The sequence below is a fragment of the Streptomyces sp. JLBJ103 genome (assembly GCF_058215575.1).
Genome location: NZ_CM177089.1, coordinates 2,469,781 through 2,490,980, shown reverse-complemented (window position 1 = coordinate 2,490,980; position 21,200 = coordinate 2,469,781). Strand labels below are relative to the sequence as shown.

Sequence of the window (21,200 nt, the reverse complement as noted above, 5' to 3'; positions counted from 1 at the left end):
GTTCGGGTGGCCGGGTGGGTGATGCGCGCCCGCCCCCGAGCCGTCCTGAAAGGGTCGGAATCCCTACCAGAGGTGGGGAAACACAATTGTTGATCCGTCGTCACCTCTGGAACCACAGCGGTCGGGCGAGAAAAGATTGTGAGCACCGGTGCGGAAGAAGCGGCTTCGGGGCACCAAGCGCGAACCGGGCGGCGAGCCACGCCTTCAGGACCTCCGTGTCGGCACAGCACGGCGGCGTCCCGCGCGTGTCCGCAACCGCCTGGCCGCGTCCATCGCCCTGGTCGCCGTCGCGGTCCTCGGCGCGGGAGCCCCGGCCGTCCTCCTGGCCCTCGACGACTCGACCGACGCCCAGCGGCTGGTCGACCTCGCGCGGACCAACCGTGACGCGGTGGCCCTGGCCCACTCCCTCGCCGACGAGCGCGACGCCATGACCGCCTATGTCGCGGCCGGACGCACCACCGCCTCCGGCGCCGGGGTCTCCGAGAGCCAGCGCGCCCGGGTGGACCAGCAGGTCCACGAGGTGCGCCAGGAAGTCCCCGGCTCCGTCCGGAGGCTGCTGGGCAACCTCCCGCGTCTGCGCCAGCAGGCCCTGACCGGCCATGGCTCGGCCCTCGACGTCTTCACCTCGTACACCACGGCCGTCCAGGCGCTGAACAAGGTCTCCGCCACCCTCGCCCGCAGGCTCCCGGCCGACGCGGGATCCGGCGCCGCCGCGGCGGCCCCCCTGGGCCGCGCCACCGAGCAGGCGTCCGCCACCCGGGGACTGCTGGGCGCCGCGCTCGCCGGGGGCGGTGCTCAGCCCACGCTGACCTCCGCCGCCCAGCGGACCCAGGTGCGCGAGCAGTCCGCGCTCGCCGACTTCCACCAGCTCGCCCCGGACCGGGCCCGCGAGTCCTACGACCGCACGGTCAATGGCACCGAGGTCACCGCCGCCGAGCGCTACACCACCCGCCTCACCGACCAGGGCAGGCTGTCCGGCGGTGACCTCCACGTCGACAAGGACCGGGTCGAGGCCGCCCTGAGCGCCCGGATCACCAGGATGCGCGGGGTCGAATCCGCCCTGGCCTCGGCCGAGATCACCACGCTCGCCCGGCTGCGCGACGACGCGGTCACCGCCCTGGAGGTGCGGATCGCCCTCGTCGGCGGCGCCCTGCTGCTGGCCGTCGGCATCAGCGCCCAGACCGCCCGCTCCATGACCCGGCCGCTGGCCGCCCTGCGGCTCGGCACCCGCCGGGTCGCCGCCGACCCGAAGTCCGAGGAGCCGGTCGGCCGGCCCGGCCGCGACGACGAGTTCGCGGACGTCGTCCGCGCGGTCAACGAGCTGCACGCCGCAGCGGTGCGCGCCCAGGAGCGCGCTGCCGGGCTCGGCACCGAGCGCACCCGGCTGGTCGGGGAGCGGCAGCGGCTGGCCGACCAGCGGGACGCGCTGCGCCGTGAGCGGGACGAGGTGGCGGCCCGGCTGGCGGGGCTGCGGGGCCGGGTGCACGGCAGCTTCGTCAGCCTCGCCCTGCGCACCCTCGGTCTAGTCGAGCGCCAGCTCGCCGTCATCGAGGGCATGGAGGAGCAGGAGCAGGACCCGGACCGTCTCCAGACGCTCTTCCAACTGGACCACCTGGCCACCGGGATGCGCCGCTACAGCGAGAACCTCCTGGTCATCGCGGGCTCGGAGAACACCTCCGGCCATCCGGGCCCGGTGCCGCTGCTGGATGTGCTGCGCGCCTCGATCAGCGAGGTCGAGCGGTACGACCGGGTGCGGATCCAGTCGCTGCCGCCGCACGCCCAGGTCGCCGGGTACGCCGCCGACAGCATCAGCCACCTCGTCGCCGAACTCCTGGAGAACGCCACCTCGTTCTCCCCGCCTGACGCCCCGGTGCAGATCTCCGGCTGGCTGCTGGAGAGCGGCGAGGTGATGCTCTCCGTCCAGGACGAGGGCATCGGGATGACACCCGAGCGCAGGGCGGAGCTCAACGACCGGCTCGCGGATCCGGTGCCGGACCACGGCCAGGGGCCGCGGCCCGAGGACCCGTTGGGGCTGGGCCTGTATGTGGTGACCCGCCTCGCCGCGCGCCACGGTGTCCGGGTGCAGCTGCGGGAGCAGCAGCCGGGCGGGGTGGCGGCCGTTGTCGTCCTGCCCACGAAGATCCTCCCGGCCGGTCCGCCGGGCGCCGGGCTGCCGTCCGCGCCACCGGCCGGTGCGGGCGCCGTCCACCGTGATGTGGGGTTGCCCGCCTTCCCGGGTTCGGAGGCCGAGGCCAACTCCAACGCCCTTCCCTCCCAGGCGCGTTCGGTGCCCGCAGCCGCGGTGGACCCGGCGCCGGAGCCGGACGGGGCGCCCGCGCCCTGGGCCGCTGCCGGTGCGGAGGGGACCCCGGCCTCGGCCCGGGGCGAGGAGCAGTACCCCATGGAGCCGACGCCGCCGCGCGGCCACCCGGCCCCGGGGACCGCCGATGACCCGCCCCAACTGCCCCGGCGCACTCCGAAGTCCGCCACCGCGTCCGCGTCCGCACCCGCCGCGCAGGATCCCTCCGAGCGGACGATCGAGTTCGCCGCGCCCCAGGACGCCACCGGGGAACTGGCGGGCGGCCACGGCATCCGCCCGGTGGGCGCGGACGCCTGGGGCCCCGCGGCCACGAATCCGTACGCCATCGGGCCCGATGAGCACACCCGCGCCGCCGAACACCCCCGCACCGACAAGGGACTTCCCAAGCGCACACCGAAGAGTGTGGAGCACCGTGAACCCGGGGTGCGGGGGCGGACCGGCGCGGTCGACGCGGAGGAACTGCGGCGCAGGCTCGGTGGCTTCCAGCGCGGCGCGATGAAGGGCCGCCGGGACGCCGAGGCCGAGATCGCCGCGCGCGGCGAGGGCCGGGAGCACGGGCCGCGGGGCTCCGCCACAGAACATACGGGGGCGCACGACGAGGGTGACACGGTTGAGGAGGCACGCAGGTGAATGCGCCCAGCAGTACCTATGGGTTGAGTTCCGAGGCTCGTAATCTGCACTGGTTGCTGGCGAATCTCGTCGAGGAGGTGCCGGGCGTCCGATCGGTCGCGGTGGTCTCCTCGGACGGGCTGCTGCTGCTCTCCTCCGACGCGCGGCACATCGCCGCCGCGGGCTCCGTCGACCCCACGACGCAGGACGGGCCCAAGGGTTCCAGCGCCGATCTCGCCACGATCGTCTCGGGTCTCGGCAGCCTGACCCTCGGCGCGGCGAAGCTGATGGATGGCGGCGGCGTCAAGCAGACGATGGTGGCGATGGACGAGGGCAGCCTGTTCGTCATGACGATCGGCGACGGTTCGCTGTTGGGTGTGCATGCCACCCCCGACTGCGACATGACCGTCGTCGCCTATCACATGGCACTGTTCGTCGGCCGGGCCGGACATGTGCTCACCCCCGAACTCCGCGGTGAACTACGCAGGTCCCTGGAGTCGGCTCAGTGACGGCCGGGTCCGCCCGGCCCGCCCGGCCCGCCCGTCAAACCGGTCGTGTCCGTCCGTACTCGCTCACCGGCGGCCGGACCCGCTCGGGCCATGTGCTGCTGGTGGAGACCTTCGTGGCCTCGCTGGAGCCCCCCGACGGACGGTTCGACCCGGCCCCCGGCGGGCCGGGCGCCCGGATGCTGCCGGAGATCCGGGCGATCATCGAACTGTGCCGCCGGATGCGCTCCGTCGCGGAGGTGTCCGCGATGCTCAAGATCCCCCTCGGGGTGGTGCGTGTCCTGCTCAGCGACTTAGCCGACCAGGGAAAGATCCGCGTCTACGGCACCGGGAGAGGCCCGGGACAGCCGGATCGCGCATTGCTCGAAAGGGTGCTCAGTGGACTCCGCAGGCTCTGACACGATTCCGACCACCACGGTGGTGCCGCCGCCGCGTGTGTCCGGCATACCCGGCGCCGGGATACCCGGCGCCGAAGAGGTGCTCCAGAGCTGGCAGACGGACCGTTCGCGGGCACCGATCGCGATCAAGGTGGTGATAGCGGGCGGTTTCGGAGTGGGGAAGACCACCTTCGTCGGCGCGGTTTCGGAGATCACCCCGCTCCAGACCGAGGCGCTGATGACCCGGGCCAGCGAGGACATCGACGACCTCACCGCGACTCCGGACAAGCTGACCACCACGGTGGCGATGGACTTCGGGCGGATCACGCTCGAGAACGACCTGGTGCTGTATCTCTTCGGCACCCCCGGCCAGCACCGCTTCTGGTTCATGTGGGACGACCTGATGCGCGGGGCGATCGGCGCGGTGGTGATGGCCGACACCCGGCGGCTGGAAGACAGTTTCCCGGCGCTGGACTACTTCGAGAGCCTCGGACTGCCCTATGTGGTGGCGGTCAATCACTTCGAGGGCGCACCGCGGTACGGGCCGGAGGACATGCGCAACGCGCTCTCCGTGGCCGACAGGATTCCCGTGGTGCACATGGACGCCCGTCGGCGGATCTCGGTGGTGGACGCGCTGCTGGCGTTGGTACGGCACGCGGTTGACCTCGCGCCCGAGTGACGTAACCTCGGCTCCGCTCGCGGAATGGAGTCTTCCGTTCCTCTTTTTGCTCAGAGCTCGAGGGAGCGTCGACAGTCATGCGCAAGATACTCATCGTCGGAGCCGGGCAGTCCGGGCTCCAACTGGCCCTCGGCCTCCAGTCCCACGGGTATGAGATCACGCTGATGTCCAACCGGACGGCCGATGAGATCCGCGCCGGACGCGTGATGTCCACCCAAGTCATGTTCCACACCGCGCTCCAGCACGAGCGCGATCTGCGGCTGAACTTCTGGGAGGAACAGGCCCCGCGGATCGAGGGCCTGGGCGTGTCCATCGCCGGACCGCCGACCGCCGCGGGCCACGCCCGCGCCGTGGACTGGCTCGGACGGCTGGACGGCCCTGCCCAGTCCGTCGACCAGCGGCTGAAGATGGCGGGCTGGCTGGAGCTGTTCGAGCGGCGCGGCGGCCAGGTGGTCATCCACGGCGCCTCCGTCTCCGACCTCGATGTCTTCGCGAACACCTACGACCTGGTGCTGGTGGCCGCCGGCAAGGGCGAACTGGTCTCCCTCTTCGGCCGGGACGCCGCCCGCTCCCCGTACGACACCCCGCAGCGCGCACTCGCCGTCGCCTATGTGCACGGCCTCGGGCCCCGCCCGGAACACCCGGAGCTGGATGCGGTGCGCTGCAATCTGGTGCCGGGCGTCGGCGAGCTGTTCGTCATGCCCACCCTCACCAGCTCCGGCCGCGCCGACATCCTCTTCTGGGAGGGCGTCCCGGGCGGTCCCGTCGACGCCTTCCAGGGCATCACCGATCCCTCCGAGCACCTGGCCCGGACCCTGGAGCTGATGGAGCGGTTCACCCCCTGGGAGTACGCGCGGGCCACCAAGGTCGAGCTGACGGACGCGGGCGCCACCCTGGCCGGGCGGTACACCCCGACGGTGCGCAACCCGGTCGGGGAGCTGCCCGGCGGCGGGCGGGTGCTCGGCGTCGCCGATGTGGTGGTCACCAACGACCCCATCACCGGCCAGGGCGCGAACTCGGCCGCCAAGTGCGCCGCCGGCTATCTGGAGAGCATCGTCGAGCACGGCGACCGGCCGTTCGACGCCGACTGGATGCGCCGGACCTTCGACCGCTACTGGGCGACCGCGCGCCATGTCACGAAGTGGACCAACGCGATGCTGGCCCCGCCGCCGGAGCACATCGTGCGGCTCCTGGGGGCGGCGGGCGAGCTGCCGGAGGCCGCCGGGCGGATCGCCAACGGCTTTGACGACCCCGCCGACTTCGAGCACTTCTTCTACGAGCCGGAGCGGACCGCGGCCTATCTGGAGGAGCTCAGCGCTTCGCCCGGTTGAGCGGCCCCGGGCGTACCGCGCCCTGCACCGGATTGGTGGCGAGCGGGGAGAGCTTGACCACCTGGCCGGGCCGCGGCGCCTGCACCACCTGGCCGTTGCCCGCGTAGATCGCCACATGGCTGGCGCCCTTGTTGTAGATCACCAGATCGCCGGGGCGCAACCGCTGGAGGGAGACCCGGGGGAGCAGCCGCCACTGCTCCTGGCTGGTGCGCGGAATGGTCCGCCCCGCATGAGCCCACGCCTGGGAGGTCAGCCCCGAGCAGTCGAAGGAGTTGGGCCCCTCCGCGCCCCATACATAGGGTTTGCCGATCTGGTCGAGCGCGTAGTTCAGGGCCCGCTGTCCGGCGCTGCCGGACGTCGTGGGGGACCCTCCGGAGGACGGTGGTTTCTGGGTGGTGCCGCCACCGCCCGCCGTCGAGCCCCCCTGGCCCGTGCCGTTCTGGTCCGTGCCGTTCTGGTCGGGGGTCGTCCGACCGGGGGCGGACGGTCCGGCGGCGCCCGCGGGGTTGTTGCCTCCGGTGCCGAGGGCGCCGGAGGAGACCAGCTTGCGCTGGGCCTCGTCGGTCTCCCGGCGCTCGCGCTCGGCCACCTCGGCGACCTGGCGGGCGGTCAGCGACGCCAGCTTCTTCTCGATGCCGGCGAGCCGCTTCTTCACCTTGTCGCGCTGCTTCTTCCGCTTCGACGCCAGGGACATCTGCTTGTCCAGGGCGGTACGGGCGCGGGTGGCGAGGTCGTCGGCGTGCCGCTCACTCTTGGACAGGCGTTCGACCAGGGTGGCTTCACGGCCCGCGGCCCGGGTGAGCTCGCGGCCCTGGTCGGCGGCGGCGTCCGGGTGCGCGCTGAGCAGGGTGAGCAGAAAGCCGTAGGAAGAGAGCCGGCTGTGGCCCTGGTACTGCTCACGAGCCAGCCGACCCGCCTCGGCCTGGCTGTCGGCGAGCCGGGTGCGGGTGCGCGCGAGGTCGGCGTTCAGCTTCTTGGTCTTCGCTCGCTGCTTGCGCAGCTTCTCCTCGGTCGCGTTGTACGCCTCGGTCGCCTCCTCGGCCTTCTGGTACATCGTCCTGAGCTGCGTCAGCAGCTCGGCGACGGACCCGTCGGCGGGTCGGGTCGGGGCGGCCTGCGCCGTGGCTCCCGCGACGGGCGGCACCAGTGCGGCGGCTGCGGTGATCGCCGCCGCGCAGACCGAGCCCACGATTCGTCCTGACACGTGCTCACCTCCGGCTTCTGAAAACCGTCTTTCGACTTCCAGATCAGCAGGATCGTGGCATGTTGGTCGTATCGTCAGGACAATTGTGGGCGGGTTGGGTCAACACGGTCACCCATCCGGTGGTCCGGTCACCGCCGAACGGCCCTGGCCCGGTGGACACCCGGACCTCGTTTCACCGCCGCTCACCGCCGCGGTTTCCACCGGCGCACCGGGAACCGTTGCGCGGGAGCGTCAGGTGGGGGTGTCAGCCCGGCTTGGACCACGGCCACTTCAGCCCGCCGCGTGCCCTGCCCTCCGGGTCGTACTCGTACCGCCAGCCCCGGATCACACCCAGCCGCTTGGACACCCCCGCCGGAACCCGGCGGTAGACATACACCGTCGGCGGTCCGCCCGCCTCGTCCTCCACCGGGACCTCGTAGGTCTTCGGCGGCTGTCCGGTGGCGCCGACCATCACCTTCAGCACCCGGCCGTCCAGCGGCCCGCCCACGAAGGGCGTCTCCTCGCTTCTCACCGGACCAGTCTCACAGCGGCGCTCACAGCAGATGCGCCGCCTCACCCACCACGGGCAGCATCCGGCGCACCAGTACACCGACCGGTCCCTGCGCGGGCTCCATCGCGAGCGCGGCCCGCGTCACCGCCGCCGCCTGCGGATCGCAGGCCGCGGTCGCGCACAGCATGGACACGAAGTGGTCCACCAGCCAGTCGCGCAGCTCCTCCGTCGGCAGCTGCTTGCGCTCGTCCAGCCAGACCAGCGAGGCCGCCTCGACCGCCGTGATCCAGGTGCGCACCATCATCCGCAGACGTGGGCTGGGCTCCTCGACCGCCAGATGCAGCAGGATCTGCTCGGCCCCCGCCCGTCGCACCTCGTCGACGATGGCGTTGGTCTGCGAGGTCTCGGCCACGCTGCCGCTTTGGAGCAGTGCGCTGAACCCCCTGTCGTGTTCGTCGACAAAGGCGAGATAGCGGTCGAGCACATGGCGCAGCCGGGCGCTGAGCGGACCGCTCTGCGGCTCCTCGAAGCACCGCTCCAGCTCATCGGCCGCGCTGCGCAGCACCGCCTCGTACAACTGCTGCTTGCCGCCCGGGAAGTAGCGGTAGACCAGCGGGCGGGAGGCGCCCGCGGCCGACGCGACATCGTCCAGCGACACATCCTCGGGCGCGCGACGGGCGAAGAGATCCAGGGCGGCGGCGATGAGTTCGGCCCGCCGCGCCTCGACGCTGAGCCTGCGGTAGGTCCCGCGGCGCGCGACGGCGGGACGGTCCGCTGCCGGGGGTGCTGCCTCCGGGCGTGCCGGGGCGGTGCCGCTGCCTGTCGTCATGTCTGGCAGCGTAACCGCCCCGGTCCGGGGCGCGAGGGTGCGGGGTGCGGGCATGCGGGGTCAGGGCAACCGGATTACGCCAGCAGCCCCGAGCTCCGCCACATCCGGCGGCCGGCTCCCCGGAGCACCCCGATGTCATCGAGGAAATCGGTCAGCCGCTTGGCGCCGGTCTGCATCACCTCGCGCCGATGGCCGCTCGCCCGCACCTGGGCCACCGCCTCCCGCCGGTCCAGGCCCACGTCCGTGTACACCCGCGGGTTGATGAACGCCCGCGCGAACACCCGCGCGAACTCGCCCGCGCTGAGCCGGGTCAGCTCCTGCTCCCAGCGCGGAGCGGTCACCATCTGGCGGCGCAGCTCCTCACGCGCGTACCGCACATGGCGGGCCTCCTCCACCACATGGATCCGGGTCACCCCGCGGACCAGCGTCTGCACCCGGTCATCGGGGAAGGTCAGCCGCTGCATCCAGTCGAGCACTTCCTCGCCGAGCAGGGTGGCGGTGAAGGAACCGGGCGTGGTGGAGACCGTCTTGAAGAACCGGGCCAGATTGTGGTGGAAAGGCGACACCGGATAGTCCCCGACACCGCCCTTGTTGATCAGCCGCGCGAACATCATCGAGTGGCGGCACTCGTCCGCGATTTCGGTGAGCGCGTAGCGCACATGGGCGCTGGTGGCGGGCTTGTCGTAGATGTGCCGGGTGAGCAGCTGCATCAGGATGACCTCGAACCATATGCCCAGCGACAGCAGCGCGGCCCCCTCGTGCTTGGACAACAGGACGCGCTGCTCCTCCGACATCCGCCGCCACATCGGGGTGTCGTACAGGGACACCAGCTCCGGCGGCCAGAACCACTTGTCCGGCTCGAACGGGGCGTCCCAGTCGAGCTCCTTGTCGGGGTCGAAGGAGTGCTTGGCGGAGGACTCGAGCAGCCGCTGCGCCACCCGCTCCCGATCCTTGATCAGCCCGAGCGCGTCCCGGAGCGCGGGCGGTTCGGTCGTGGTCGTCATCGCTGAGGGCACCTCGCTGATGGCTCGGACACGGCGCCGTGTCATCTCCTGACCGGCGAACTCCTCTTATGAGACTGCGTGTCAGCAAGCGCGTCAATCCCCTGCGGATGTGTTGTTGACCGTTCCGTCAAGCGCGTGTGAGCCTGCCGCATAAGCATCCGTTCACGGGGGAGCGAGGTGAAGGAGGGCGTCGGTGTCGACGCATGAGCTCTACGCGATGGATCCCGGGAACCCGATGTGGAAGGTGCCGGCCACCGGCTCCGCGCGCTTCAGCTGGGAGTACGACGACCATCGTGCCCGGCTCCTCGCCCTCTACCAGAAGGGCAAGGACAAGCAGTGGGACGCCACCAAGCGGATCGACTGGCACCTGGAAGTGAACCCTGACGACCCGCTGGGCACCCCCGACGAGGCCCTCGCCCTGTACGGCACCCGGTACTGGGACGGGATGTCCGAGAAGGAGCGCGGGGAGCTGCGGCGCCATGTCGCCGCCTGGCAGTTCAGCCAGTTCCTCCACGGGGAGCAGGGCGCGATGGTGTGCGCCGCCCGGATCGTCGAATCGGCACCCGACCTCGACGCCAAGTTCTACTCCGCCACCCAGACCATGGACGAAGCCCGCCACGCCGAGCTGTACGGACGCTTCCTCCACGAGAAGATCGGGATGCTCTACCCGATCAACGACAACCTCCAGGCCCTGCTGGGCGACACCCTCCGCGACTCCCGCTGGGACATGGCCTACCTGGGCATGCAGGTGCTCATCGAGGGCCTGGCGCTCGCCGCGTTCGGCGTCCTCCGGGACACCACCGACCAGCAGCTGCCGCGGCAGCTGCTGGCCTATGTGATGCAGGACGAGGCCCGCCACGTCGCCTTCGGCCGGATGGCGCTGCGCGACTACTACCGCCGGCTGACCGACGCGGAGCTGCGCGAGCGCGAGGAGTTCGTGATCGAGGGCTGCTATCTGATGCGCGACCGGCTGCGCGGGGTCGAGGTGCTGGAGAACCTCGGCATCCCGAAGGCCGAGGCCGAGGAGTTCAGCGAGCGCTCGCCCTATCTGCACATGTTCCGCAAGCTGCTGTTCAGCCGGATCGTGCCGTGTGTGAAGGACATCGGGCTGTGGGGCGAACGGCTTCAGCGGGCCTATGTCGACATGGGCGTGCTGGAGCTGGGCGACAGCGATCTGGACCTGCTGATGAGCCAGGACGAGGAACTCGCCGAACACCTCGACGCCGAGCGCTTCGCGGCGGAGGAGGCGGCCCGCGCCGGTGAGGTGGCGGAGGCGATCGCGCAGGGCGCGGAGGGCGACTGACGGCGGTCGGCGGCGGCCCGGGGCGCCTGGGACCGGATGGGTGGGCACCGCGTGGCGACACGCGGACGGGTGGGCACCGCGTGGCGGGGACGTGACACCGTCAACACCGCCCTGTGACATGGCCCTTGTTACCTTCGTGATCAGTGCCACCGGGAAATACCGAGGTCATTGGGGTGATGTCGGTCCGGTGGCATCTGTAGTGCAACAGAACGGCCAAAGGGTGCTCTCCACGGCGGTGGGGGGCACCCCTTTGCGGAACGGCCGGAGGATGATGGTGGTGTGCGGATTCGAACGAGCACCATCGAGGACCTTCCCGTCCTCCAGGAGATAGAGCGTGCGGCGGGGCTGTGCTTCCGGGACGTCGGCATGGACGAGGTCGCCGACGACGAGCCGCTGAGCCTGGCCGAGCTGGGGTGCTACCAGCGCGCGGGGCGGGCCTGGGTCGCGGTGGACGACACCGACCGGGCGATGGCCTATCTGATCACCGACCCCGTCGACGGCAATGTGCACATCGAACAGCTCTCGGTCCACCCGGACGCCGCCGGGCGCGGTGTGGGACGCGCGCTGATCGACCACATCGCGGCGCGGGCCGCCGCCGAGGGCGTACCGGCGCTCACCCTGACCACCTTCGTGGACGTGGTGTGGAACGCCCCGTACTACGCGGCGCGGTGCGGCTTCCGGGTACTGACGGAGGACGAACTCACCCCGGGGCTACGGGAGATCCGCCGCAGCGAGGCGGAACACGGTCTGGACCGATGGCCACGGGTCTGTATGCGCAGAGAGGTGCCCCCGGGCCCGGCCGCGCCCGCCCCGCCCGGCGGCTGAGCAGGACGGCGGGGGCGGGGCCGTCAGGGGTCAGGCCCCGGACAGCGTCCGCAGCCGCTCGGCGATCGTCTTCACCACGGCGGGCACCTGATCGTTGAGGTAGAAGTGCCCGCCGGGGAACACCTGGTACTCGAAGGTGCCGGTGGTGTGCCGCTGCCAGGCCCGCACCTCGTCGATGGTCGTCCTCGGGTCGGCATCCCCGGTCAGCGCGGTGACCGGGCAGCTCACCCGCTGCCCGGGGGCACAGCGGTAGGTCTCGATGGCGCGGTAGTCGCCCCGGATCGCGGGCATCGCCAGCCGCAGCAGCTCCTCGTTCCGGAACACCTCCCCGTCCGTCCCGTTCAGCCGCCGCAGTTCGCGCACCACCCCGTCGTCGTCCCGCTGGTGCACGGTCTCGGTGCGCACGGTGGACGGCGCCCGCCGCCCGGAGACGAACAGCACGGCAGGCGTCACCCCGGCCCGCGCCTCCAGGCGCAGCGCCACCTCGTACGCGAGCGTCGCGCCCATGCTGTGCCCGAAGAGCCCCAGCGGCCGGTCGAAGATCCCGGACCGTTCCTGGACGGCGGCGGCGCCGAGGGCGGCGACGATGGCGTCGGCGAGCTCGTGGAGATCGTCCAGACATGGCTCCCGGTGGCGGTCCTGCCGCCCGGGGTACTGCACCGCCTGCACCTCGACCGACGGCGCCAGGGCCTTCGCCACCGGGAGGAAGTAGCTCGCCGACCCTCCGGCATAGGGGAAGCAGACCAGCCGTATCGCGGCGTCCGGGGCCTCCTCGTACCGCCTGAGCCAGGTGTCGGCGCCGCGGGCGATGCTCGTCATGGTGAACGGTTCCTTCCCCCGAAGGTTCGCGGGACCGGGGTCCACCCGGTCCTCCGTAACGACCACGGCCTTCGTATCAGGAACCCCCTAACGTACGGCTTGAGCGGCGGGACAGGTCAGGCCAGGTGGACGGGGCGCGCAGGTGAGACCCTGAAACCAGGGGACTGGTCTTCGGGAGTGGGTCCGATGGCAGTGAGCATGCACGTGGTCTGGAGCAAGACCGAGCCGGGGCGCGTCATCTATGAGACGCACTCGATCGAAACGATCACCGACGGCGAGGGTGTACACGCGACGGTCGACAGCCACACGTACGAGATCTCCGTCCGCAGTCGCGCGCAGGCGGAGTCCATTGCGGACGAGGAGGGCTACGAGCTGTTCCGCAAGGGCGAGGCGTGGGAGAGCCTGCCCGAGGAGGAAGACGCGGAATGAGCACACGGCGCGGGGCCCGGGGGCGCCGCACCGTGTGCTGATTCGTGTGTTCCCGGGGTTGTGACCCGGCCGCCGGGGGCCGGCTAAGTGACCTCGCTGAAATCCGGTGCGGTTCGGTTGCGCCCCGAAGGGGCGCGGGGCTGTGTCGATGTGCCGCTCAGCCGCGTGGGCGCGACCAGCCACGACGCAGCCGCGGACAAACGACCGCACCTCGCGGCACTTCCCGCGGAGCGCTTAGCTGCCGTGGGCCAGCAGGAAGTCGACGTCCCGGGCCTCCGCGGGCTTCGCACCGCCGACCGTGACGGGCCGGGTCGCCGGTGCGTAACCGCCCGCCACCACCGTGTAGTGCTCACCGGTGAGGCCCTCGAAGCCGAACGTTCCGTCCTCGCCGGTGATGAACTGCCCGACGACGTCCCCCGAGGAATCCAGCAGCGAGACCCGCGCGTCCTCCAGCGGCTGCCCGCCCCGTCCGCGTACGGTGCCGCGGACCCGGGCGGCGGGCCGCAGCTCCGCGTCCACCCGCACCGGCTCGCCGCCGGTCAGCTCCACCTGGGTGGCATGCGGACGGTGTCCCCCGGCGGCCAGGGTCACGGTGTACGTACCGGGGGCCAATTCCGGCAGCTCGAACTCGCCCAGCTCGTCGGCCGTGGCCGCGCCTGCCACCGCTCCGTCGGGCCCGGTCGCGGTCACGGCCGCCCCGGCCAGCGGCTCCCCGCCGGTGGTCCGTACCGCACCGATGAGCCCGGTGCCGCCGCCGGTCAGCCGCAGATCGCAGACCACCGGCTGGTCCGCCACCAGCAGGGTGGCGGCCTGCGGGCGGTGGCCGGGGGCTGAGCCGATGAGGACGACGTTCCCGGCGTCGGGGACGGCGACGCGGTAGCGGCCGTCGTCGCCGCTGGCTGTACGTCCGAGCTGCTGACCGCCGGTGTCGATGAGGGTGATGGCGGCGTCGGCGAGCGGAAGGTCGCCGGGGCCGAGGACGCGGCCGTGGACGAGGCGGCCGGTGAGGGGCTCGGGCCCGGCCTTTGTGTCAGCTGTGTCAGCCTCGTCGGCCTCGCTCACGTCCCGCGGCTCGGAGGCAGCGGCGGGGTTCCCCGGAGCGAGGGCGGTCCGGCGCCGCGCGGGCAGGAGGAGGGCGATCAGCAGACCGCCGACCGCGGCGGCGCACGCCACGGCGAACGACGTCTTGAACCCGTCCGTGTTCGGCAGCGGAACACCGCCGAAGCTGGTGGTCTGGTGCGCCAGGATCACACCCACCACCGCACTGGAGGTGGACATGCCGATGGACCGCATCAGGGTGTTGAGCCCATTGGCCGCCCCCGTCTCACCGGCCGGAACGGCGCTGATGATCAGGGTCGGCATGGCCGAGTACGCGATCCCGACACCGACGCCGAGCGCGATGGACAGCACCACGATCTGCCAGACGTGGTCCATCATCACGATGCCCGCGCCGTAGGTCGCGGCGATCACGACCAGCCCCAGCATCAGGGACACCTTGGGGCCGCTCGCGGCGTTGATCCGCGCGGACAGCGGGGAGACGACCATCATCGCCACGCCCATCGGCGCCACGTACAGCCCGGCCATGACCATCGACTGACCGAGGCCGTAGCCGGTGGCCTCCGGCAGTTGCAGCAGCTGGGGGAGGATCAGCGACATCGCGTAGAAGGAGAAGCCGACCATGATCGAGGCGAGGTTGGTCAGCAGCACCTGACGGCGTGCGGTGGTGCGGAGATCGACCAGTGGGTGCTTGGTACGCAGCTCGATCAGGCCCCACAGGACCAGGATCACCACGGAGGCCCCGAACAGCCCGAGAGTGGTGCCGCTCGCCCAGCCCCAGTCGGCACCCTTGGTGATCGGCAGCAGCAGGCAGAGCAGCCCGGCGGACAAACCGGTCGCGCCGATGAAGTCGAAGCGGCTGGGGGTGCGGACGCTGGACTCCGGGACGACGATCAGCACCAGCGCGATCGCGACGGCGCCTATCCCCGCGGCTCCGTAGAACAGCGCATGCCAGTTGGTGTGCTGGGCGACGAACGCGGCGGCCGGAAGCCCGAGCGCACCGCCGATCCCCAGCGACGAGCTCATCAGGGCCATCGCGGAGCCCAGCTTCTGCGGCGGCAGCTCGTCCCGCATGATGCTGATGCCGAGCGGGATGGCGCCCATCGCCCCGCCCTGGATGGCACGTCCGATCACCATCACCACAAGATCGGAGGTGACGGCGCAGGTCAGCGAGCCGATGACCAGCAGCACCAGGGCGACCACCAGGATCCGGCGCTTGCCGAACATATCGCCGAGCCGCCCCATCACGGGGGTGGCGACGGCGCCCGCGAGCAGCGTGGCGGTGATCACCCAGGACGCGTTCGACCTGGTGGTGTCCAGCAGCTGGGGCAGATCGGTCACCAGCGGGACGACCAGCGTCTGCATCACCGAAACGGCGATACCGCAGAACGCGAGGACGGCCACAAAGCCGCCGCCGACCTCGCGCGGAAGCTGTGAGCCCGGCGACGCGGCGCTCTGAGGCTCCTCGACGCGGGTGGGGGCTGACTGGGGCATGCGGGTGCCCGCCTCCAAACAAGTTCACGGGACAACGAATGATGTGCATCCTACACACGATGTGTACGATGCATATTGCCAAAGAGGATTACGGGGGCGGTGAGGAGGAAGCGTGCTGGAGCGACTGGAACGCGAGCTGATGCTGGTCGCCCGATGCCATGTGCTCACGCCCCGGGAGCGCAAGGCCGCGGGGGCGGCCGGCGCCGACGGTGCCGCCGATGGAGCCGGCGCCGACGGAGCTGGTGGGACCGCGGCAGGGGCGGACGGGTGCGGCCCGGACCGCTTGGACCGCCTGGACCGCTCCGCGTATTTCCTGCTCTCCCGGCTGGACGCGGAGGGCGCGATGTCCATCGGCCAGCTCGCCGACGCGTTCCACCTGGACGTCTCGACCGTCAACCGCCAGACCGGAACCCTCGTCCGCAGCGGCCTCCTGGAGCGCATCCCGGACCCGGACGGTGGCCTCGCCCGCAAACTCCGCGCCACCACCCTGGGCGCCGACCGCTTCACCGCCGAACGCGCCCACCGCCGGGCCGTCCTGGCCCGGATCCTGGAGGGCTGGACGGAGGAGGAGGTGGCCCGCTTCGAGGGGATGCTGACGCGGTTCAACCGCGAGGTGGAGACGCACGAGGGCCGCGCCTGGCCCCGTGAGGACGACAGGGCGGAAGAGACGGCGGGTGTGTAGGCGGGTGTGCAACGGGCCGGAATGCGCGCACTCGGCCGTACGTTCAGGTGAGTAAGGAACGCACTGAGTGCGGAACCACCCGAGAAGCCTGAGAAGTCCCGAGGAGGACGTGGTCATGTCGACCCACGCACCCCACCCCACGACCGGCAGTGGCAGCGGCGGGCACCGCGTGGATGTGGTCCGCGGCTCGCAGCGCGTCAAGGTCACGATCGACGGCCAGGTCGTCGCCGAGTCCAACCGCCCGCTGCTGGTTCATGAGACGGGTCTGCCGGTGCGCTACTACCTGCCACCGGAAGATGTGGACCTGACCCTCTTCGAGCCGACCGACACCACGACCACCTGCCCCTTCAAGGGCGAGGCGGCGTACTGGACGTTCATCGGCGCGAAGAGCGGAGGCGAACTGCGACCGGATGTGGTCTGGGCGTATCCGCAGCCGATCGACGCGGTGGCGGAGATCAAGAACCATCTGTCGTTCTACGACACGGTCGCGGAGATCACCGTGGAGGAGTGACGACGGCCGTCGGCCGTTGTCACCCCAACAGGGGCCTTCCACGAGCCGGGCGGCGGGAACGGCTGTCGCGTGCACTTCCACGCGTACTTGTGGCTGGGCGAGAAGGAACTGTTCGACAGGGAGGCGCGCCGCCGCCTGCCGGACCGCCCCCGGCCGCCCGTCACGGCGGAGGACGAGGAGTACTACCGGTCGCTCGTCGAGACCTTCCGGCGCTCCGAGCTGCCCCCGATGGAAACGGCCCACTGGCTGCTCAAGTCACCCCGCGCGATCCGCGCGACCTTCGAGGAACCGAAGGACGCGGCGGCCTGGCTGGGCCGCGAACTCACCGAACACGCCCCCGGCTTCCTCTCCCAGCAGGAAGCCGACACCGCCCGGCTGGCCCGCCTGGTCACCACGGCCGCGGAGCGCCTGGCCCACGGCGGGGACGTCTCGTTCGGCTTCTACCTGGGCCGTTCGTCCTTCCTCTCCCTGGCCCTGGTCACCTGCTCCCCAAACCACACCGCCCCGGAGTTGCCGTGCCCGCGGGGGCGGTGAGGCGGGTGTGGCGCGTGTAGCGCTACTTGTCCCAGTGGATGGTGACGGGGCCGTTGGGAAGCCGGTCGGCGCCGGGGCACTTGTACCAGTCCGCGGCGAGGTCATGTATCACCTGCGCGGTGAACGTGGAAAGGTCGTGGAGTCCCTTGGTCGACTTGCTGAGTTGGGCACCTGAGCCGATGGCGTTCCGCACGGTCGAGGCGCTGGTCTCGATGGTGATACCGCCCTTGTCCTCTCGCGGCGGAGACGTACACGGCACGTAGAGAGAGAACCCGCCTTCGCGCGTCAGATACCCGGTCGCGTCACCTAACGAGGCGCGATGCGTCTTCCCGCGGAAGTGCTCGGGCGGATACTTGCCCGAACCGTACAGATACATGATGAGCACCTTCTCGTCGCCAGCTTTAAATTGGCAACTACCGTAAGAGCTCCTGATGCTGAACTGAGTGGTGTCCTCGCGGAACTCCGCCCCCTGCTCGGGAAGTAGTCGGTCTGCATTATTTCCGGAGACTCGATGGTCGCAGATCCGCTCGGGCACCGTGAGGGCATTGTCCGACTGAGAGTCGTATATGAACCACCACGCTGTTCCCGCTGCGACGAGCAGAGCCAGTAGGGCGGCTATCCCTTTGCCCTGTCGGGTCGACAATCGGAACGACATCTGAGAGAGCCGCCTCTTCCCTAATCGTGTTCCACTGAGTTGGCGGTACGCGTCGAGTGATAGACCGCGTCGGCGGCGTGCCTTACGCCCTTGTCCGTGGGGTCAAGACCGGCACTCGCGGCAGCGCTGTAGAACGCTTGCTTCGTTGCCTGTGCCGTTCGCTCGCGTTCGGTGTCCAGGTACTTGTCCCGGTTCTCCTCGATCTGCTGAGCTGCTGCTTCAGGGTCTTTCACCAGGTGCTCGAGGGTGGCCTCCCGCGCGTCCTCAGTTGCCCAACCGAGGACATCACCCGCCACGGGGACGTAGCTTGTGCCGAGATCGACGAAGCGGCCGACCCACTTGTCCCTGTCCGCCAGCTTCTCGTTGTACTCCTCGATCTTCTCGACGCTGTCATCGGCAGTTGCGATCGCGTCAGCTCGCCCATCGGCGGTCACACCCGCGATGCTCCCCCCGGGCTGCGCCGCGGTCGAGGCGAGATCCCCAAGGCTCTCGTCCTCTCCACGGTGCGCGATGGCCTCGCGGATCGCTTCGGTCGTCACAGCCTGCTGGGCGTGGGTGATGGTGGAGTACGCCTCCGAGTCCGCTGCTGCTGTCTTGAGGAACTGGTCCAATACGTGCTTGCCGTCGTCACTCGAGAAATCGGCAGCTACCCCGGTGTCCTTGAAGTAGCCGCTCTCATCCCCACCCGCATAAACCCGCTGAATATCGTGCATGTACTCCGCCGACATATTGCCCAGACTCCCCGCGATCGGCGCGAGCTCCCCGTCCCCCTTGAAGAGGTCGGGGTTCGCCGCCACCTTCTTCGCCACCGTGCTGAACAACTCGGCCTGCTCCAGGGTGTGATCCTTCGCAGGGCCGGCGCTGTCGTACGGTCGCCCGGACGTCGCGGACTCCAGCGCATGGCCCAGCGCTTCCTTGCCGTAGTCCGCACCCTTGGCGCCCCCGCCGAAGATGTCCGTGGCCTCATCCGCGACCCACCAACGGTGGTTCTTCCCCTCCTTGTCACCGAGGAAGTAGTCCAGATTGCGGAGCTTCTCGAGCCCGTCGTCCTTCCCTCCCCCCGTGGACCCGTGGAAGAACTCCGTCGACGCCTCCGGGCTGTGGCCCAGCCCTTCGAGGAGTCCCGGAATCGGGTCCCACCCCAGCCCACCCTTCTTGTCGAGATTGAGACGGTAGTCCTGCTCCCCGCCGGGCCTTTCGGTCCACCCCCACTCGTTCGGGTTCTTGCGATCGAAGGTGACCATGTCCTGCGCAATGGGAACGAGGAAGTCCTTGTCGTACTTCCCGTGGCGCAGCAGGGTGGAGAGGACCTGATAGCCACGGACACCATCGACCCGTCCCCACGGGTCGGACGGCAGGTACTCCTTTCCCACCCTCTTCAACTCGCTCACCCATGACTTCCCGAGATAGTCCTTGTCCTCGCGAAAGGCGGTGTTGGGGTCGTCCCTTCCGCTCGGGTGTCGGGTCGCCGTCGCCAATGCCTCGCCCATACTGACCTGAATGCTGTGGGCCAGCTTGAATCTTGCCTTGTCGCCATCTGCCGGGGCGCCGAGCGCGATCTGTTCCTGGAAGCTCAAGGCGTCCCTGGGGCCCAGTGACCGGTAGAAGTCGACGGCGAACTCACGGTCCTTGTAGTTACCCGCGAGCAGCTGCTTGAGCTCGGCCAACTCTGTCTTGCTGAGCTGGTCCTCCCATGCCTGGCCGGGTTTGAGGGCCTGCCTGGCCAGCTCAACGGCCCGCTCCGCCTGCGCGTCATCCAGCGAGTCGTATTTCGTGTGGCCGAAGTTGTGGCTGTCGCCACCGTGGATCTTCTTCAGTGCACGGGTCACGGAATTGTCGATCTCATCCGCCTGCGCGAGGAGAGCGTTGATCTTGCTCTCCAGGGCCTCCCGCGCATCGGCCTGTTTCGGCGTCTCCTGGTTGGTGTCCCCTCGCTGTCCCACAACCACGCACGAGACCGTACCGTCGTCCAGTCCGGTCACCCGGATGTGCCACTTCTTGGCCTCGACGTCCACGGCTGTCTTCAGGGCCGACTGGATCTTCACCAAGTCCGTATGCGCGTCCCGAAGCATGCTCCAGATGGCTTTCGCCTCGGTGTGCGCGTCCCGGAATTCCTTCCCGGTCTTGCGGACGAACGGCCGCGTGACATCGGCCGTCAGACCCGCCCAGCGCGCCGCTTCGGACTGCTTGACCATGCCGTCCTTGGCATCCGTGGCCAGTGTGTCCAGTTGGTCCACCATCTCCTTCCAGTCGTCGGCCGCCGTGCCGAGACTCTTGAAGGAGACGTGATAGAGGTCGTCAAAACATAATCGGGCCATGGCCGTCCGCCCCCTCTACCGGTAGTAGCGGGAGATCTCGGAAACCGACATGGCGCTTCCGTTCCGATGCGTCATGGAAGCGCCGATCTCCTTGTCCGTATGGGATTGCGACTTCTTCGTGTAGTCGAGACCGTTGGAGATATGAGCGCACGCCTGGAGCAGCGTCTTCAGCTGGTCGTTCCACATCGTGGCCATCGTGGTGAGGGCATCACCCATGCTGAAGTGGTGCGCGCCGAGCGCACTCGCGGCCTTGGCCGTCGCGCCGTCGTCCGACGCCCCACGGGTCATATCGCCCGCCTCCTTCAGGCGGGCGTGGAGTAAGAACGCCTCATGGCCGACCCGCCCCAGATCATCCTGGTGCACCACCAGATCGCCCGAATCCGCACCAGGTGATCCTTTCCCCGCGCTGTTGACCCGCATCCGGGATGCCGCCTCGGCGCGCAGCCCACTCCATTCCCCATCGAATGACACGCTCTCTCCCCAAGGTGCGTCATGAACATGAAGTGACGTACAGCTTAGGGGAGTTGACAGTGAGTACGGATGCATGAAGGTCGGTGTGTCACCGAAAAGCGCTACGCACACGCACCCGGTCCTTGACACCAGGGAGACTGAGTAGGAGGACTCATGCGGCGGCACCCCTTGCCGAGGTGAGCTGGGCGCATGGCCGACAGCACAGCCCCCACCCCGGCACCGGACGCCTATGACCGAAGAGCCTGGATCGCACCCCTGCTCTCCCTGCTCGTCACGCTTCCACTGGCGTTCGGGCTCTCCATCGGCGTGGGGTTCGCCGGGATGGCGTGCGACATCGGATCCAGCGCCGAGATCAGCCGCTGCAACGCGAGCGTGGTCCCGGCCGCCAAGGTGTACTTCTGGGGAATGCTGCTCCCACTGGCGCTGCTCGTGGCCAGCTGGATCGTCCCCTGGCGTCGGAACCACCGCTTCCACCGCACCGTCCTCGCCCTGCTGGTGCCCTCCGCCGTGATCGTCCTGTACGTCGTCTTCAACGCCATGGTCGACTGGCCCCCGGAACCCTGAGTTCGGGTCCGGCGGTGTCGCCCCCGACCCGGAGCAGTCGGCAGGGCATGCACGAGTTTCTGGTCGAGTGCCGCAAACGCCCGGCCGCGTCTGCTCGCCGGACACCCAACGAACCCGAGCGCCCTGCCCGCTGATCTGCGCCCCGCACTGACCGAGCGGCGGCGGGGACGGCGGCCAGGGTACGAGGAGG

Annotated in this window: 21 protein-coding genes; 12 read left to right on the top strand and 9 right to left on the bottom strand. The window is 70.1% G+C overall.

Features of this window, described 5'->3' with window-relative positions:
* The first annotated feature begins 148 nt into the window (after positions 1-148).
* The 5 genes from AC4BEG_RS10685 to AC4BEG_RS10665 all read left to right on the top strand — a co-directional run bounded on the left by AC4BEG_RS10685 (position 149) and on the right by AC4BEG_RS10665 (position 5,822).
* A complete protein-coding gene (locus AC4BEG_RS10685; RefSeq protein ID WP_490705650.1) occupies positions 149-2,950 on the top strand; it encodes a sensor histidine kinase in 2,802 nt (933 codons plus the stop codon).
* Entirely contained in the window at positions 2,947-3,438 is a 492-nt protein-coding gene (locus AC4BEG_RS10680; protein ID WP_490705649.1) for a roadblock/LC7 domain-containing protein, read from the top strand. The genes AC4BEG_RS10685 and AC4BEG_RS10680 overlap by 4 nt, the downstream gene beginning before the upstream one ends.
* Positions 3,435-3,833: a DUF742 domain-containing protein gene (locus AC4BEG_RS10675; RefSeq protein ID WP_490705648.1), complete on the top strand. Its 399-nt coding sequence runs from the start codon at positions 3,435-3,437 to the stop codon at positions 3,831-3,833. Before AC4BEG_RS10680 ends, AC4BEG_RS10675 begins: the two co-directional genes overlap by 4 nt.
* Entirely contained in the window at positions 3,814-4,491 is a 678-nt protein-coding gene (locus AC4BEG_RS10670; RefSeq protein ID WP_490705647.1) for a GTP-binding protein, read from the top strand. Before AC4BEG_RS10675 ends, AC4BEG_RS10670 begins: the two co-directional genes overlap by 20 nt.
* Positions 4,492-4,568: 77 nt before the next feature.
* Positions 4,569-5,822 (top strand): styrene monooxygenase/indole monooxygenase family protein, encoded by a 1,254-nt coding sequence (locus AC4BEG_RS10665; RefSeq protein ID WP_490705646.1) that lies wholly within the window; start codon positions 4,569-4,571, stop codon positions 5,820-5,822.
* Here AC4BEG_RS10665 and AC4BEG_RS10660 read toward each other — a convergent pair.
* The 4 genes from AC4BEG_RS10660 to AC4BEG_RS10645 all read right to left on the bottom strand — a co-directional run bounded on the left by AC4BEG_RS10660 (position 5,803) and on the right by AC4BEG_RS10645 (position 9,349).
* Positions 5,803-7,026 carry a C40 family peptidase gene (locus tag AC4BEG_RS10660; protein ID WP_490705645.1) on the bottom strand — a complete coding sequence of 408 codons (1,224 nt, stop codon included), beginning with the start codon at positions 7,024-7,026 and terminating at the stop codon, positions 5,803-5,805. The two genes, AC4BEG_RS10665 and AC4BEG_RS10660, sit on opposite strands and share 20 nt — an antisense overlap.
* 244 nt (positions 7,027-7,270) lie before the next feature.
* A complete protein-coding gene (locus AC4BEG_RS10655; protein ID WP_490705644.1) occupies positions 7,271-7,537 on the bottom strand; it encodes a DUF8847 domain-containing protein in 267 nt (88 codons plus the stop codon).
* A gap of 22 nt (positions 7,538-7,559) precedes the next feature.
* Positions 7,560-8,345 (bottom strand): TetR/AcrR family transcriptional regulator, encoded by a 786-nt coding sequence (locus AC4BEG_RS10650; protein WP_490705643.1) that lies wholly within the window; start codon positions 8,343-8,345, stop codon positions 7,560-7,562.
* A 74-nt stretch (positions 8,346-8,419) separates the two neighbouring features.
* Positions 8,420-9,349, bottom strand: a complete 930-nt coding sequence (locus tag AC4BEG_RS10645; RefSeq protein WP_490705642.1) for an AurF N-oxygenase family protein — start codon at positions 9,347-9,349, stop codon at positions 8,420-8,422.
* Positions 9,350-9,542: 193 nt separating this feature from the next.
* Between AC4BEG_RS10645 and AC4BEG_RS10640 the strand changes: the two genes are divergently transcribed.
* Together AC4BEG_RS10640 and AC4BEG_RS10635 are read left to right on the top strand one after the other, a co-directional pair.
* Positions 9,543-10,652, top strand: coding sequence for a ferritin-like domain-containing protein (locus AC4BEG_RS10640; RefSeq protein ID WP_490705641.1), 1,110 nt, complete (start codon positions 9,543-9,545; stop codon positions 10,650-10,652).
* 279 nt (positions 10,653-10,931) lie between these two features.
* Entirely contained in the window at positions 10,932-11,477 is a 546-nt protein-coding gene (locus AC4BEG_RS10635; protein ID WP_490705640.1) for a GNAT family N-acetyltransferase, read from the top strand.
* 30 nt (positions 11,478-11,507) lie between these two features.
* On the opposite strand, the gene AC4BEG_RS10630 is transcribed toward AC4BEG_RS10635, so the two are convergent.
* Positions 11,508-12,296, bottom strand: a complete 789-nt coding sequence (locus AC4BEG_RS10630) for a thioesterase II family protein (protein ID WP_490705639.1) — start codon at positions 12,294-12,296, stop codon at positions 11,508-11,510.
* A gap of 186 nt (positions 12,297-12,482) precedes the next feature.
* Here AC4BEG_RS10630 and AC4BEG_RS10625 point away from each other — a divergent pair, with 186 nt between their 5' ends.
* Positions 12,483-12,725 carry a hypothetical protein gene (locus AC4BEG_RS10625; protein WP_201871265.1) on the top strand — a complete coding sequence of 81 codons (243 nt, stop codon included), beginning with the start codon at positions 12,483-12,485 and terminating at the stop codon, positions 12,723-12,725.
* Positions 12,726-12,959: 234 nt separating this feature from the next.
* Here the strand turns inward: AC4BEG_RS10625 and AC4BEG_RS10620 are convergent, their stop codons facing one another.
* On the bottom strand, positions 12,960-15,275 hold the full coding sequence (locus AC4BEG_RS10620; protein ID WP_490705638.1) for an MFS transporter: 2,316 nt from the start codon (positions 15,273-15,275) through the stop codon (positions 12,960-12,962).
* 112 nt (positions 15,276-15,387) lie between these two features.
* Between AC4BEG_RS10620 and AC4BEG_RS10615 the strand changes: the two genes are divergently transcribed.
* The 3 genes from AC4BEG_RS10615 to AC4BEG_RS10605 all read left to right on the top strand — a co-directional run bounded on the left by AC4BEG_RS10615 (position 15,388) and on the right by AC4BEG_RS10605 (position 17,002).
* Positions 15,388-15,957, top strand: a complete 570-nt coding sequence (locus AC4BEG_RS10615; RefSeq protein WP_490705637.1) for a MarR family winged helix-turn-helix transcriptional regulator — start codon at positions 15,388-15,390, stop codon at positions 15,955-15,957.
* Between the two features lie 115 nt (positions 15,958-16,072).
* On the top strand, positions 16,073-16,468 hold the full coding sequence (locus tag AC4BEG_RS10610; protein ID WP_490705636.1) for a DUF427 domain-containing protein: 396 nt from the start codon (positions 16,073-16,075) through the stop codon (positions 16,466-16,468).
* 69 nt (positions 16,469-16,537) lie between these two features.
* Complete coding sequence (locus AC4BEG_RS10605; protein ID WP_490705635.1) at positions 16,538-17,002, top strand: hypothetical protein; 465 nt, start codon at positions 16,538-16,540, stop codon at positions 17,000-17,002.
* Positions 17,003-17,024: 22 nt separating this feature from the next.
* Here AC4BEG_RS10605 and AC4BEG_RS10600 read toward each other — a convergent pair whose 3' ends face one another.
* The 3 genes from AC4BEG_RS10600 to AC4BEG_RS10590 form a co-directional block, all read right to left on the bottom strand.
* Positions 17,025-17,378 (bottom strand): hypothetical protein, encoded by a 354-nt coding sequence (locus tag AC4BEG_RS10600; protein ID WP_490705634.1) that lies wholly within the window; start codon positions 17,376-17,378, stop codon positions 17,025-17,027.
* 299 nt (positions 17,379-17,677) lie between these two features.
* On the bottom strand, positions 17,678-19,975 hold the full coding sequence (locus AC4BEG_RS10595) for a hypothetical protein (protein WP_490705633.1): 2,298 nt from the start codon (positions 19,973-19,975) through the stop codon (positions 17,678-17,680).
* A gap of 15 nt (positions 19,976-19,990) precedes the next feature.
* Positions 19,991-20,446 carry a hypothetical protein gene (locus AC4BEG_RS10590; protein WP_490705632.1) on the bottom strand — a complete coding sequence of 152 codons (456 nt, stop codon included), beginning with the start codon at positions 20,444-20,446 and terminating at the stop codon, positions 19,991-19,993.
* 189 nt (positions 20,447-20,635) lie between these two features.
* On the opposite strand from AC4BEG_RS10590, the gene AC4BEG_RS10585 reads away from it, so the two are divergent.
* Positions 20,636-21,010, top strand: a complete 375-nt coding sequence (locus tag AC4BEG_RS10585; protein ID WP_490705631.1) for a hypothetical protein — start codon at positions 20,636-20,638, stop codon at positions 21,008-21,010.
* The last annotated feature ends 190 nt before the right edge of the window (positions 21,011-21,200 follow it).